This is a genomic window from Alkanindiges hydrocarboniclasticus, assembly GCF_001982605.1.
Classification (GTDB): Bacteria; Pseudomonadota; Gammaproteobacteria; order Pseudomonadales; family Moraxellaceae; genus Alkanindiges; species Alkanindiges hydrocarboniclasticus.
This window is the reverse complement of sequence record NZ_MLCN01000008.1, coordinates 167,889-182,793: the sequence shown is the minus strand read 5'-3', so window position 1 is coordinate 182,793 and position 14,905 is coordinate 167,889. Positions and strand designations below refer to the sequence as shown.

Annotated in this window: 14 protein-coding genes; 5 read left to right on the top strand and 9 right to left on the bottom strand. The window is 45.2% G+C overall.

The genetic code is table 11. The features are described 5' to 3' along the window. The first annotated feature begins 56 nt into the window (after positions 1–56). Entirely contained in the window at positions 57–3,173 is a 3,117-nt protein-coding gene (locus tag BKE30_RS04030) for an efflux RND transporter permease subunit (RefSeq protein ID WP_076877356.1), read from the top strand. 72 nt (positions 3,174–3,245) lie between these two features. Here the strand turns inward: BKE30_RS04030 and BKE30_RS04025 are convergent, their stop codons facing one another. Next, a complete protein-coding gene (locus BKE30_RS04025) occupies positions 3,246–4,061 on the bottom strand; it encodes an MBL fold metallo-hydrolase (RefSeq protein ID WP_076877355.1) in 816 nt (271 codons plus the stop codon). Positions 4,062–4,489: 428 nt separating this feature from the next. Then, positions 4,490–5,161, bottom strand: a complete 672-nt coding sequence (locus BKE30_RS04015) for an HD domain-containing protein (RefSeq protein ID WP_076877353.1) — start codon at positions 5,159–5,161, stop codon at positions 4,490–4,492. Positions 5,162–5,462: 301 nt separating this feature from the next. Here BKE30_RS04015 and dinB point away from each other — a divergent pair, with 301 nt between their 5' ends. Continuing rightward, positions 5,463–6,527 (top strand): DNA polymerase IV, encoded by a 1,065-nt coding sequence (gene dinB, locus BKE30_RS04010; protein ID WP_076877352.1) that lies wholly within the window; start codon positions 5,463–5,465, stop codon positions 6,525–6,527. 19 nt (positions 6,528–6,546) lie between these two features. Here the strand turns inward: dinB and BKE30_RS04005 are convergent, their stop codons facing one another. The 3 genes from BKE30_RS04005 to BKE30_RS03995 all read right to left on the bottom strand — a co-directional run bounded on the left by BKE30_RS04005 (position 6,547) and on the right by BKE30_RS03995 (position 8,586). Continuing rightward, positions 6,547–7,167: a phosphoadenosine phosphosulfate reductase domain-containing protein gene (locus BKE30_RS04005; protein ID WP_076877351.1), complete on the bottom strand. Its 621-nt coding sequence runs from the start codon at positions 7,165–7,167 to the stop codon at positions 6,547–6,549. Between the two features lie 193 nt (positions 7,168–7,360). Beyond that, entirely contained in the window at positions 7,361–7,675 is a 315-nt protein-coding gene (locus BKE30_RS04000) for a hypothetical protein (protein WP_076877350.1), read from the bottom strand. 410 nt (positions 7,676–8,085) lie between these two features. Continuing rightward, a complete protein-coding gene (locus tag BKE30_RS03995; protein ID WP_076877349.1) occupies positions 8,086–8,586 on the bottom strand; it encodes a hypothetical protein in 501 nt (166 codons plus the stop codon). Between the two features lie 381 nt (positions 8,587–8,967). Here BKE30_RS03995 and BKE30_RS03990 point away from each other — a divergent pair, with 381 nt between their 5' ends. Continuing rightward, a complete protein-coding gene (locus BKE30_RS03990; protein ID WP_076877348.1) occupies positions 8,968–9,327 on the top strand; it encodes a hypothetical protein in 360 nt (119 codons plus the stop codon). Positions 9,328–9,489: 162 nt separating this feature from the next. On the opposite strand, the gene BKE30_RS03985 is transcribed toward BKE30_RS03990, so the two are convergent. The 4 genes from BKE30_RS03985 to BKE30_RS03970 form a co-directional block, all read right to left on the bottom strand. Continuing rightward, positions 9,490–9,864: a VOC family protein gene (locus BKE30_RS03985; protein ID WP_076877347.1), complete on the bottom strand. Its 375-nt coding sequence runs from the start codon at positions 9,862–9,864 to the stop codon at positions 9,490–9,492. 106 nt (positions 9,865–9,970) lie between these two features. Beyond that, positions 9,971–10,987, bottom strand: coding sequence for a ketol-acid reductoisomerase (gene ilvC / locus BKE30_RS03980; protein ID WP_076877346.1), 1,017 nt, complete (start codon positions 10,985–10,987; stop codon positions 9,971–9,973). 132 nt (positions 10,988–11,119) lie between these two features. Beyond that, positions 11,120–11,614: an acetolactate synthase small subunit gene (gene ilvN, locus BKE30_RS03975; RefSeq protein ID WP_034279131.1), complete on the bottom strand. Its 495-nt coding sequence runs from the start codon at positions 11,612–11,614 to the stop codon at positions 11,120–11,122. Next, a complete protein-coding gene (locus BKE30_RS03970) occupies positions 11,611–13,335 on the bottom strand; it encodes an acetolactate synthase 3 large subunit (protein ID WP_076877345.1) in 1,725 nt (574 codons plus the stop codon). Before BKE30_RS03970 ends, ilvN begins: the two co-directional genes overlap by 4 nt. A 591-nt stretch (positions 13,336–13,926) precedes the next feature. Between BKE30_RS03970 and BKE30_RS03965 the strand changes: the two genes are divergently transcribed. Beyond that, complete coding sequence (locus BKE30_RS03965; protein ID WP_076877344.1) at positions 13,927–14,361, top strand: DUF4124 domain-containing protein; 435 nt, start codon at positions 13,927–13,929, stop codon at positions 14,359–14,361. Between the two features lie 48 nt (positions 14,362–14,409). Continuing rightward, on the top strand, positions 14,410–14,862 hold the full coding sequence (locus BKE30_RS03960; protein ID WP_158073154.1) for a DUF4124 domain-containing protein: 453 nt from the start codon (positions 14,410–14,412) through the stop codon (positions 14,860–14,862). The last annotated feature ends 43 nt before the right edge of the window (positions 14,863–14,905 follow it).

Genomic DNA, 14,905 nt, shown 5'->3' with positions numbered 1-14,905 from the left:
GCGTTTTAATTGCTTGAATACCCATGGACTGGCAACGTCGATAATAAGGTAAAAATATGTGGCTCACCCGAATTAGTGTAAATAATCCTGTATTTACAGCCATGCTCATGCTGGCATTGATGGTGACGGGTCTGGCCTCATGGCAGCGCATGACCGTTGAAGAATTCCCCGATATTGATTTTCCCTATGTGGTGGTTTACACCACTTATCCCGGTGCCTCACCTGAAATGGTGGAATCGGATGTTACCAAAAAACTTGAAGACTCCATCAATACCATCTCTGGTGTAAAACAGGTTATTTCTTCCTCCAGTGAAGGGCTGTCCACGGTCATTGTGGAATTTAATCTGGATGTACCTTCAACACTGGCAGCACAGGATGTGCGTGACAAAATTGCCATTGTGCAGCCTCAATTGCGTGATGAAGTGGAAGACCCGCTCATTGAGCGCTATAACCCCAGCGATGCGCCGGTACTGTCAGTCATCTTTCGTTCTAACAATATGCCCATGCGCGACCTGAGTAATTATCTGGATCAGCGCATTATTCCGCAGCTACGCACTATTTCAGGTGTGGGTAATGTCAACATGCTGGGCGATGTACAACGCCAGATTCGTATTGAAGTGATGCCGGAAAGAATGCAGGCGCTGGGTGTGAGTATTAACCAGATTATTGAGGTATTACGCACCGAAAATCTGCAACTGCCCAGCGGTACACTCAAGCGTGGCAATCAGGAACTGGTGGTTGAAGTTAAAGGGCGGCTGCAAAATCCCATAGATTTTAATCGACTGATTGTTGCCCGCCGCAACCAGACACCCATTTATTTGTCGCAGGTTGCAAACGTGGTTGATAGTCAGGCTGAAGCTGATACCGGTGCCTACTTTAATGGCAACAATGCAGTGAGTCTGGATATTTTAAAAACCTCTGATGCCAACGTTATTAAAGTCGTTGACCAGAGTAAGGCGGTGCTGGCCGACATTAAGCAGCAACTGCCTGCCGGAGTGACCTTCACCTTAAGTTCGGATCGGGCCAAGTCCATTCGTGCTTCCATTTCTGATGTGGTCAGAACCCTGATTGAAGGTGGCGTACTGGCTATCTTTATTGTATTGCTGTTTTTGGGATCATGGCGCTCGACCATTATTACCGGGCTGACCCTGCCTATTTCATTGTTTGGCACGCTGGCGGTGATCTGGGCATTTGGCTTTAGTATTAACCTGATGACCCTGATGGCCATGGCCCTGTGTATTGGCTTGCTGATTGATGATGCCATTGTGGTGCGTGAAAACATTGTACGCCATGCCGCCATGGGTAAGGATCATAAACAGGCTGCACTGGATGGCACCCGGGAAATTGGCCTTGCCGTACTGGCAACCACCCTTACGATTGTAGCGGTATTTTTGCCTGTTGCATTTATGGGTGGAATTATCGGCCGCTTCTTTTACCAGTTTGGGGTAGCTGTTAGCGCAGCGGTGTTACTGTCGATGTTTGTCAGTTTTACGCTTGATCCAATGCTGTCTGCCATCTGGCCGGAAAAACCGGAGAGTGATAAAAAGAAAAACTGGTTTCAGCGTTTTCTGGACGCCAGCGCACAGCAAATTGACCGCTTAAATGAAGTTTATACCCGCATTTTAAAATTCTGTTTGCGTTTCCGCTTACTAACGCTGGGCGGTGCCGTTTTATCGCTGGTGATTGCCTTTATGCTGGCCAGCCTGATTGGTAAAGAATTTGTGCCTACCCCGGATTTGGGCGAGCTTAAGGTTCAGTTTGAAACGCCTGTGGATTCCACCCTGCAATATACCGAAGCCAAGGTAAAGCAGGTTGACCGTATTTTACGTGATTTTCCGGAAGTGGTGACTACTTACGGCACCATTAACTCAACCGGAAGTCGGGGCCGCAACCGGGCGACGTTGCGAATCAGCCTGAAACCCAAGCAGCAACGGGAACGCGGCCTTAAGGTACTGGTAAATGACATCCGCCAGCAGTTGCAATCGGTCGCCGGCATTAAAGTAACTTCGGTTTCAGCCGATGACGACAGTATTTCGGGTGGCTTAAAACCAATCATGGTGTCAATTACGGGGCCGGAGCTGGATCAGTTGCAAAAGCTGTCAGACCAGTTTATGGCCAAGGTCAGTACTGTCCCCGGGATTGTAGACCTGCGCTCTTCCCTTGCTGAACCAAAACCTACCCTGGCGGTACATTTGAACCGCGAAGCAGCCAGTGACCTTGGACTTTCGGTCGGGCAAATTGGTCAAACCCTGCGCCCACTACTGGCGGGTGATAACATTACTACCTGGCAAGACCCGCATGGTGAAAATTATGATGTAAATGTCCGCTTGCCGGAAAGCGGTCGGCAAAATTTGAGTCAATTGCAAAACCTGTATTTTACTTCCAGTAATTTTAATCAAGGTCAGCAGCCCAGCCTGATTCCATTGTCACAGGTAGCTACCTTTGAACAAACGCTAGGGGCTTCACAGATTAACCGGCGCAACCTGTTCCGCGAAGTACTGATCGATGCCAATACTTCAGGGCGTCCGGCAGGTGATATTGGTGAGGATATCAAGCAAATCCAGCAGGAAATGAAGCTGCCGCCCGGTTATAAGTTTCAAACGCTGGGTGGAAATAAAAATATGGAAGAATCCATTGGATATGCCACCACTGCCCTGATTCTGGCCATATTGTTTATTTATATGGTGCTGGGCTCTCAGTTTAATAGTTTTTTACACCCCCTCACTATTATGGCCTCCCTGCCTTTATCACTCATCGGCGTATTTCTGGCCTTGTTCCTGTTCCAAAGCACTCTCAATATGTTTTCCATTATTGGTATTATTATGCTGATGGGTCTGGTCACCAAGAATGCCATTTTGCTGATTGATTTTATTAATCAGGCTGTTGAAGAAGGACGATCACGCGAGGATGCTATTATTCAGGCCGGGCAAACCCGCTTGCGGCCTATTTTAATGACCACCAGCGCCATGATTATGGGTATGGTCCCGCTGGCTCTGGGGCTGGGTGAAGGTGCTGAACAACGTGCCCCAATGGCTCATGCCATTATTGGTGGTGTGGTTACTTCTACCCTGCTGACGCTGGTGGTGGTTCCGGTCATTTATACCTATCTGGATGACCTGAAAAACTGGAGTATCCGTCAGGTTCATAAATACAAAAAAGCCAGTTCGTCATGATCTGGCTTTTTACAGGGACAGGCTAAAACCTGTTTTAATCAGTGAGGAAAAAATTTCTGTGATTTACAGGCTTTATGCGTCCTGATAATAGTTCAGCTCACTCATGTCATGGGCACAAAACACCTCAACTTCATCACCATGCTCGTCAATTAGCTGGCGCACCCGTTTGACATAGCCTAAGCGCTGGCGATTGTCGACAGCCAGCAGGTTTTCGCATTGCGTCATGGCAGCCGGGGCCTTGCCATACAAACTACGACGATCCATGTATAAATCACCTACATGAAACAACCATTTTCCGCTCGACTGCTTAACCGCAACGCCACAATGTCCACGCGTATGGCCATGCAATGGCACCAGCAGAATTTCCTCCTGAATGCCTTTAAGCCGGTGAATATTCTCAAACCCAAACCAGTCATCAGTCGTGTTGATGGTGGCTGCCCATTTGGGATTAAAATCAAACTGCTTGGCGCGGTAACGCAATTGATCGCGCCAGTGTGGCCTGAGCGCGGCTTCAACTTCGGTACTACACGCATGAATTTTTGCCGCAGGAAAATCTGAAATTCCGCCCGCATGGTCCAGATCCAGATGCGTAAGAATAATATGTCGCACATCACGGCGGTTAAAGCCCATTTGGTCTAGCTGAAACAGCGCAGTTTCTTCCAGCTCCAGCTTTGGCCGCATCAGACTTCTAAAGGTTCGACCTAAATGTTTTGGCGTTAGTACGTCCTGCACACCCAGACCAGTGTCTACCAGAATCAAGCCTTCATTGGTTTCAATTGCCAGACAATGGCAACACATCTTAGCCGATTGCAGCCAACTGCCCTTACCTTCCAGTAAACGCTGACAACTGGGGCAAAAAGTGCCGCAATTTAAATGATGAATTTTCATTATTGTTAAGATAATCCTATAAATCCGTTTAAGTACGCTTGAGGGTTATTGTACCTAAATCACTGAGTTCATAAACCTAATATGTATTTTATGTGAGCTGAAGCATGAGCATTACACTGGAATGTTAACTTTTGTAAGCCATGGCGTACAGCAATTGGGGTTGTGGCGACTATTTATAGCTAGGGAAATACGCGATGATGTGTTTAGCGAATCAAGGATGACATGGCACGGATTAGCCATAAGGATAGCGCGAACTGAAAGGTTGACAACAATCGCAAGGCTCGAATGGATGTTTCGAGAACAGGATGTACAGCAGGATGCTAAAGAAATGCCCGACCATTCAGGATGAATATAGTCGGGCTTTTTTATGCCTGTCTGATTTATTGACCCTTGAGCAACTTTTAGCTGTCTTCCCCTATTAAAGATGCTTAACTTTCTTCAGCTATCAGTGCTGCCTGTAAGTTCTGGCGGGCCTGCTGTTCATAATGGCCGTAAAAATAATCTGTCTGATAAATCCGTGAACGCTGATAAAACCTGTCTAGCACTTCCCGGCGCTTGAGTGCAAATAAAGCAGGAGGTACAAAGTCATACTCTGCCCTGATTTGCTGCTGATATTGCGCAAAACGTTCGGGTGGACTTCCTAAAATAGCTAAATCAATATCCACCATAAGTTGCTCATCCGCATTGCTGGCCTGATGGTGCTGGGTTGCCATAATGAACTGCGCGACCTGTTCAATCGTTACCGAATTAACCCCACAACGATGTAGGAATTGGCTAGCCCATTCAGCACTGCGCTGCTCATTATTTGGCTCATCCGGCTTTTGGCGGGTTTGATAAATGGCATCATGAAACCACAGCGCAATTTCCAGTGGTGCAGGCTGCATCGCCAGATGGCTAACCTTTTCAAATACAGTAATGCACTCAGCAAGATGCTGGACACCATGATAAGCACGATGGGATTGCCCGTAACAGTTCAGCAATTCTTCATAAACCTGAGCAGTAAAAGCCTGTTGGCTTTGTAGTCCGAATTGCTGGCAAATACGCTGCCATGAGTTTTTTAATACATCATTATATAGCGGGGTTGCTGTAGAAATAGGCATGCCGGTTTTCTCATTTGTCAGATATGGTTTAGCCAATACTTATTGATTTTGAATTTTTACCATAGCACTTCATATTAAACTTTCTTAGCTTTTATTTATTTTACATACCAGTTATTTTTGGCCTAAAGCCTTTGGCCCAGCAAAATTTTTCACTGGGTTTAATTGCCATTTAGCCTAAAATTCAATGTATCATCACAGTTAATTCAGGTGATACAGCCTTTGGTTTACAGCAAAAAATAGGCTGTCTTACCCGGTGTATCAGCTATAGCCCCTACCCTACTTGCCATGATCAGGATGATTCTTGCGTAAAATTGTGCATATTGATATGGATGCATTTTATGCCTCTGTCGAAATTCGCGATCAGCCGGAACTACGCGGCAAGCCTGTGGCAGTAGCATGGGATGGCCCGCGCTCGGTGATTTGTGCTGCCTCTTATGAAGCACGCCAGTTTGGCTTGCGCTCAGCCATGTCAGTGGCTAGAGCAAAGCAGCTTTGTCCACAGGCTATTTATATTGCACCCAGCTTTGATAAATACCGTGCTGTATCGCAGCAAATTCACGAAATTTTCCAGCAGTATACTGACCTGATTGAACCCTTATCGCTAGATGAAGCCTATCTGGACGTAACCAGCAACTTTAAGAACCTGCCCACTGCTACTGATGTTGCGCAGGCTATTCGTGCTGATATTTTTGCCCACACGCATCTCACTGCTTCAGCCGGGGTCGCACCCAACAAGTTTCTGGCCAAAATCGCTTCAGACTGGAACAAGCCAAATGGGCTATGCGTCATCAAACCTAATCAGGTAGCACAGTTTCTACCCAATTTACCCGTTGGCAAGATTCCGGGAGTTGGTCAGGTCACCCTGCAAAAGATGCAGTCACTCAACATTCAAACTGTGGGCGAACTGGCCCGGCATAGTCAGGCTGAACTGGCGCATCATTTTGGCCGCTATGGTTACCGGCTATATGATCTTGCCCGTGGTATTGATGAGCGTCTTGTCAATGCCAGCCGGGAGCGCCAGCAAATTTCCAAGGAAACCACGTTTAGCGATGACAAGTTTTTACCGGAACTGGCTGAACACTGGCAAAATCTGGCCTACCGGGTGTGGGAACAAATGCAAAAAAAACAAGTTATGGCACGTACAGTCAGTATTAAATTAAAAACCAGCCAGTTTAAAACCATTACCCGCTCAGTAACCTATTCCAGCCATATTCCGCACTATGATGAATTTCAGGCAGCAGTATTGCATATCATAGAACGCCTGACCCCAGAGCTTAGTCAACAGCTCATGTTCCGCCTGGCTGGTGTTGGAGTAGCCGAACTTGCCTTACAACAAGAGCAGGCGCAGCTTCGCTTACTGGAATAAATGAGTATATTTTTTTAGATTAATGGCTGAGGTGTAAGCCGCATTCACGCTTTTCTTCGCCCTTGGTCGGGTCATAATAATCCACGTTATCGGGTAACTGATGCGCCGTTAAATAGGCATACATCTCCTGTGATGACCAATACAATAAAGGGGCTACCTTAATCAGCCCATCCGGATTAATACTTACTGGTTGCATTTGCGCACGCTCAGCAGTATCACTGGCACGCAACGCCGTCAACCAGACTTGCGGTGCTGTTTCACGCAATGCACGGGCAAAAGGTTCCAGTTTAACCTCTTCGGTAAATGCTGCGTGACGGGAATCATTAATATCTGGTACAGGCCCTTCCAATGCCTCGCGGTGGGCACGCGAGCGTTTAGGTAAATAAATAGTTAAATTAAGATTCAGTAGTTTGGTTACTTCATCTGCAAAACGGTAAGTGGCCTCAGTATTGTAGCCATTGTCCATCCAGATCACCGGAATATCCGGCCTCACCTGCGTCACCATGTGCAAAATGACAGCCTCATATGGCCTGAAATTGGTTGTACAAATAGCAGGCTTCTCTAGCCCTAACGCCCACTCAATAAGCTGCTGCGGGCTGTGCCCATATTTTCGGTTAATTTCATCAATATTAATCGTCATTTTTTAAATCCCATTACCCTGCCACGCTGGTATGGAATACAGTTTAAACAGCCCATTACTCGTGCAAAATTGATTTCTTGTTATTGCTATTATTTTTATGGCTTCAATGATTAATAGGACTTGATATGCTTAATAAAATAGCAAGTCCTAGGGCATTCACGCTTTGATGACAGAACAATTAATTAAGGAGCAGCTAGTAAAAAACTCCTAGCGATGACAAGCCAATAATAAAACTGGCCAGTAGAATCATACTATTCCAGCGCTTATTGGGATATTGATGCCGCCTTAAAATAAGCTCTGTCATAATCAGGGGAATGATAATCAGGGCTGTTATATCAAGAACACTTAAATAATTTGCCTGCACTAACCAGCTTTGTTTCACTAACCCAATAATAAAAAATACGCTAATACACACTAGCCCCATCCGGTACAATAAACGCCAATACATGATGTTATTAAAGTTGCTGTATACCTGCTGCTCATAGAGATAACGATTGGGATGATTCATGGCCGGCCCCTTGTTTTCAGCAAACGATGTTAAGCTATATGCTTGTTTATAAGCTTAAATTGCTGAAATTCTGTGTTGTTTTCAATGCTACTTTTCCATGAATTCTTTGAATAATCTGAGATCAGTAGCTGCTATTTGTAATTTTTACTGTTGAGTTAGAAGCTTTTGTAAATTATAGCTTAACTTAACCCATTGCCCATGTGATTTTTATACTGTCCTTTAACCTGATCATCAAACACTGATATCCAGATTAACTTATGCTTCTTTTATGTACGTCTAGTAAACAAAGACTCTATTCAGCATGATGACAGCAATACATTTGACAAGCCGACGAAGCTAACAATTAAAATATCCAAGTAATGTAATAAATTGTTAATACATTGAAATTAAAATAAATTTAATCATTATCATCATTTTTTAATTTGTGATGCATTTCTCAAATGTTGCATTAATCCTACCCAAAAGCCGGAACACAGCGTTAACCATAAACCTGCCAGTAACTGGATAATAATACCCAGCAGTCCCAGTATATTGGCCATGTCGACGGATGGTGCTATAGGGATAAAGGACAATGAGGCAGGAAGCTGAGCTAGTGAACGCACAACAAAATAAATACCGGCAAGCTGGAACAGTATTTTTTGTGAATCCTCACCGAGCGCTAAGGGAGTATCTGTTTTAGCTGTTGCCAGTACAGAAGCTGCTGTTTTAAACACCAGATATGCCGCTACCAGACCAACCACCAAAAAACAGGTAATCATCCAGAAATAAATTACCGCTGGAATAGCTTTTTGCTGATATTGCTCAAGATGAGTAGACAGCATAACCAGACTGGGTACGTTTAAAAACATCTGTAAAACCAGCCAGATTGCTATGAGCTTTAACGCTACAGCAGTAATTTGTTGAGTGATCATGCCTTGCCTAAGTTTCATTAACAACAGTAATTGTAAATGCAAATCGTTCTAAGTTATGTATTGGCTTTTTTACTGGTTTGAAACCTGTGATGGCTGATAGCGCTGGCTTTTAATTCTCATGGCTTTTGCCCGAAGCTACAGTACAAACACGAGTAGAGCCATATAAAAAACCTGTTTTAAAACCTGAACATAGGTTCAGATTAATGACTTAAAGTGATAGAGGATAGAACTTAAGCAAAAAGTTAAAATTATGGAAAATAAGAGTTAATTGCGGATAACAGCTTGCTAAAAGTTACTTGATTTTACAAGAAAAAGTGGAGAATTTAAGTTTCACTTAATAAATTAGAAGCTTAGATTTTTACTTAAAACAGGAACACCTATATGCCCCTTCAGACAATTGATAAACCAAATCTTTACTTTGCGGCACAGTTATTAATTAATCATTTACTGGCTAAAATTGTAGAAGGCCATGCAGCCAATAATCAGATTCAGTATCACCTGTTTGAGCTCAAGCAGGTCTTTCGGGACAACGTGGCATCAACCACCACCCATCTAGAAGCAATTGCTGACCTGACTCAAACCTATGTCGTACTGCGCAATGAACATGATGATAACGACGGCATATCGTTTATTACTGCTTTTTTAATTAATGTCGAAAATAATACCGTAACGATTGATTTAAACCCGCAAGCAGTTGAACTGGTAAAAAGCCGGGATTTTCATATTAAGGCAGTTGATTGAGGGTCATATCAATAGAATGTAATGGCTAGAAAAACGCACTTTTGAGTGCGTTTTTAGTCTTCAAATGCAAAATAACTTATTGCATTGAATTAAAAAATAAATTTATTCTACTAACAATAGCTTATGGAGCATAGCCTTAAAATTTTGCTATAAGGCAATAAACTATTTAAGACAAATGCTTTTACGGAAGTTTCGACTTGAAATCGCAATAGAATTACCATCGGGGTCTTTGGTATTAGCAAATACATAGCCATTGGCTTGGTGGGTAGCACCAAAATTTAGCCCTAATGTAGCACTGTGCTGCTTAAACCCTTCGATATCTTCAATATCAAACATGAGCTTTAAACCCGCATGTCCCGTTCTAATGGTTCTGGCTGCCTGGTGAATTAAGATAGAGGCTCCCTGATTAGGGGCATTCAACTCAATCAAGCCATCAACCAACTGACCATCGCCAATAAATCCAAAGTATTTTTGATAAAATTCTGCACTACGCTGGAGATTTTTAGCGTAAATAATAATTGTCTGTAAAACTGGCATTTCTTGACCTCTATTTACCCTATTAAAGCATTGCTACAAAGTAAAAACCCCTGCTAGTTTTAGCAGGGGTTTTGCATCGTATCGAGTTAAATTAAGCCATCAAAGCTTAGTTCTTCTCTTTGTCGATGATTTTATTGGCTTGAATCCAAGGCATCATGGCACGCAGTTTGTTACCAGTCACTTCAATACCATGTCCAGCATTCAGGCGACGGCGCGCAGTCATGGATGGATAATTCAGGCTACCCTCGCTAATGAACATTTTAGCGTATTCACCAGACTGAATGCGTTTTAGTGCATTGCGCATGGCTTCACGGGATTGCTCGTTGATCACTTCTGGGCCAGTGACATATTCGCCATATTCTGCATTGTTGGAAATGGAATAGTTCATGTCAGCGATACCGCCTTCGAACATCAAATCAACAATCAGTTTTAGCTCATGTAAACATTCAAAGTAAGCCATCTCTGGGGCATAACCGGCTTCAACCAGTGTTTCAAAACCCATTTTAACCAGCTCAACCGCGCCACCGCACAGTACTGCCTGCTCACCGAACAAATCAGTTTCAGTTTCTTCGCGGAATGTGGTTTCAATGATACCGGTACGGCCACCACCAACACCTGACGCATAAGATAGCGCCACGTTACGGGCATTGCCAGAAGCATCCTGATAAATCGCAATCAGGTCAGGTACCCCTGAACCACGCTGGTATTCAGAACGTACAGTATGGCCTGGCGCTTTAGGCGCAATCATGATTACGTCCAGATCTTTACGCGGTACAACCTGGTTGTAATGAATGGCGAAACCGTGAGCAAACGCCAGTGTAGCGCCCTGCTTGATGTTTGGCTCAATTTCGTCACGGTACAGTTTGGACTGGAATTCATCTGGAGTCAGAATCATCACCACGTCAGCAGATTTAACTGCATCAGCAACTTCTGCAACCTGTAAGCCAGAGTTTTCAGCTTTTTTCCATGATGGAGAGTTTTTACGTAAACCGACAGTAACGTCTACGCCTGAATCTTTCAGGTTCAATGCATGGGCATGGCCTTGAGAACCGTAACCAATGATTGAAACTTTTTTGCCCTGGATGATCGAAAGATCGGCGTCTTTATCGTAATAAACTTGCATGTGAGGTCTCCGAGTAAAACTTTAAAAAAATCATTTGAGGTTCGTTCCCCTGATAAGGGGAGGGTCAGGGTGGGGTTAAATGCAAACACATCGGCCCACTCTGCTTCCCCCTTACATAAGAGGGAAAACCCGTTATACAGTTAAAACTTTTTCGCCGCGCGCAATGCCTGACACACCGGAACGCACAACTTCCAGAATGGTGTTTTCAGACAATGCTTCAATAAAGCCGTCCAGCTTGTCGGTGGTACCCGCAATCTGAATGGTATAGGTGGTTGGCGTGACATCCACAATTTGCGCACGGAAAATATCAGCAGTACGCTTGATTTCAGCGCGTGCAGCACCCAATGCCTTAAGCTTGATCAGCATGAGTTCACGCTCAATATGCGCGCCTTCGGACAGGTCAACTACTTTAACCACTTCAATCAGCTTGTTAAGCTGTTTGGTGATTTGCTCAATCTTGTGTTCATCACCATAAGTGGTCAGGGTCAGGCGTGACAGGGTTTCGTCTTCAGTCGGTGCAACATTTAAAGTTTCAATGTTATAGCCGCGCTGACTAAACAGCCCTACCAAGCGTGACAATGCCCCTGCTTCGTTTTCAACCAGTACGGAAATGATGTGGCGGTTCATGTCCGCTCTCCTTTTGCTAACCACATGTCACGCATGGATTGACCCGCAATTTGCATGGGATAAACGTGCTCTTTAGGGTCAACCATCGCATTGATAAATACACATTTATCGGTAATGGCCATGGCCTCTGCCAGTTTGCTTTCCAGCTCATCCGGATGATTAATCTGGATGCCGACATGACCATAGGATTCCATCAGTTTGGTGAAATCCGGCAGTGATTCCATGTAGGAGCTGGAATGACGGCCCTCATAGTTCATGTCCTGCCACTGTTTCACCATACCTAACGCACGGTTGTTCAGGCACAGGATCTTGACGGAAATACCATACTGGGTACAGGTTGACAGTTCCTGAATACACATCTGAATCGAGGCTTCACCCGTAATACAAACCACCTGTTTTTCCGGGAAAGCCAGCTTGCACGCCATTGCGTATGGCAAGCCAACACCCATGGTTCCCAAGCCACCAGAGTTGATCCACTGTCTTGGTTCGTCATACTTGTAATATAACGCGCCAAACATCTGGTGCTGGCCTACGTCAGAGGTAATAATTGCCTTGCCGTCAGTAATCTTGTACAGCGCTTCAACCACTTGCTGCGGCTTCATTTCACCGGGATCAGCCGCCTCATAACGCAAGCCATGACGCTTGCGCCATTCATTGATTTGTACCCACCACTGATCAATAGCTTCAGCATTCGGCTTTTCAATGCCCATTTGCTTGAGCTGGGCCAGCATTTCAGCCAGAACCGGTTCAACAGCACCCACAATCGGAATATGTGCGGTAATAGTCTTGGAAATGGTTGCCGGATCGATATCAATATGAATGACTTTGGCATCCGGACAGAACTTGGCCGGATTATTGGTCACACGGTCATCAAAACGTGCGCCTACGCACAGAATTAAATCGGCATGGTGCATAACCATGTTGGCTTCATAGGTACCATGCATGCCCAGCATACCAATAAACTGCGGATCAGAACCGGGAAAACCACCTAGGCCCATCAGTGTATTGGTGACCGGAAAGCCCAGACGATGACCAAGCTCAGTCAGCAGGCTGGCAGCATTGCCCTGAATGACACCGCCGCCGCTATAAATTACCGGACGCTTGGCAACAACCAGCTCATCAATGGCTTTGCGAATCTGGCCAGAATGTCCGCGCGCAGGTGGCTGATAAGAGCGCAGCTTGACCTTTTCCGGATATTCATAGGCAAATTTCTCAGCGGGATTGGTCGCATCCTTAGGGATATCAACCACCACCGGACCAGGACGGCCACTGGCTGCAATATAAAATGCTTTTTTGATAATGGATGGAATTTCGCTAGCATGGCGTACCTGAAAACTGTGCTTCACGATTGGACGGGAAATCCCAACCATGTCAGTTTCCTGGAAAGCATCTTCACCAATCAGATGGGTTGCCACCTGACCGGAAATGATGACCATGGGAATAGAATCCATGTAGGCTGTTGCAATTGGTGTGACTGTGTTGGTTGCACCGGGGCCTGAAGTGACCAGTACCACGCCGGTTCTGCCTGTTGAGCGGGAATAGGCATCAGCCATGTGCCCTGCTGCCTGTTCGTGACGCACCAATACATGCTGCACCCTGTCCTGCTGGAACAGTGCATCATAAATATGTAAAACGGCGCCGCCCGGATAACCGAAAACGTGCTCAACACCCTCATCCGCTAACGCGCGAATGAGCATTTCTCCACCAGATAAAAGTTCCAAAATGACTCACCCTGTATGCTGACTAATGAAGGAATCATTAATCCTTGAATTTGACACAATTCCGTGCCGACTGAAGACCAGTAAACACGACAAAACACCACTGCGGCTTTGGTAGGAAGATGACGGAAAACCTTTATTACAGCATTTATTGTGACTGCTGTACCGCGTCAGGTACTTTTTGGGATGGTAAAGTACCCGCTATGAGCCAAACATACCCGAGTGGGGTCTGATGTCTACCAAAGCAAAACGTCTGCCGCCGAAGGGTGATCGGCACAAATCGTTCAAATTTAAAAAGAGAGCTATTGTTTTATTTTAAGCCAGTGATGTCAAGGAAAACCTGCAACTTTCTTGCCGGATTGCTGCAAGCTTTGCCGGATTAAAACCTGTTGGCTTTACGATAACGCCATATAGCTCCAACCTGCTACCGCGTATAGTAATTTCACTTGCGCAACAAGCTTATTTTAGCTACTTTGCATTAAATTATTGCGATGCGGTAGGGAGTTCCATCGTATGTTAAAAAATAGTCTAAAATTCCAAAAGCAGGCGACACGTTCTAAAATCATGCCATTCACATCAGGCAGGTCATTTCACATGCTTTCACGTGGTTTTATGCTGGTTGCTGCATTCAGCACCATAATCTGCGGTCAGTCAGCCGCAGCAGAAACCTTTTATAAATGGGTAGGTAAAGATGGCTCTACCCACTATACCCAGACCCCACCGGGCAAAAATGGCGTAAGATCTGCCAAAAAAGTCTACATTGATGATCTGGCTCCGCCAACTCCCGTAGCCCCGGCCAATGCTGAAAACAGCAATGGCACTGCAAATAGCACCCCAACCAGCGTTATGGATGCCAACCAGCTGGCTAATGCAGCCAACAATGGTTCTATACCCAATAGCAATGGCCAGCAAATTCCACCAGCGGTAACAGCACCACAGCCAATGATTACACCAGTTACACCGCCGCCTGCCAACCGCCTGATTGTTCCAGCGCAGGATCAAACCAGACCAGCGTTTACTGAACGTTAAGGGCTTGGAAAAAATTCAGTCAATCAATGAATCCATAAGTAGATGAGCATGCACACAATCATTCAAATGCTAAAACTTGGTCTGTTGATCAGTGCAACTGCAATGCTGTCCACTATTGTACAGGCTCAGCAAGTTTACAAATGGAAAGACGCCAAAGGTGTGCTGCACTATACACAAACTCCACCGCCTGCCCGTTATTCCCAGTCAGTCAATATTAAGGAGCGGCCAGCACCTGCCCCTGTTGCCAATGCCCAAAAAACTGCACCTGCTGGTGATACCACTCCTAATGCAGCCAGTAACAATGTAGCACCGACCAGCAAACCAGCACCAAAACTTAGTGCTGAGGCCTGTAAGGGCATGCAGGATAATCTGGCACTGCTACAAACCGGGCGTCGCCTCTATGAAAATGATGCAGGTGGTGAACGGGCTTATATCACTGAAGAGCGGCGTGCTCAGCAAATCCAGACCTACCAGCAAAATATTGCCAACGGATGCAAATAAAAACAGACTGGCTGTTTAAATCATTTTTAATAGCCCTCTATCC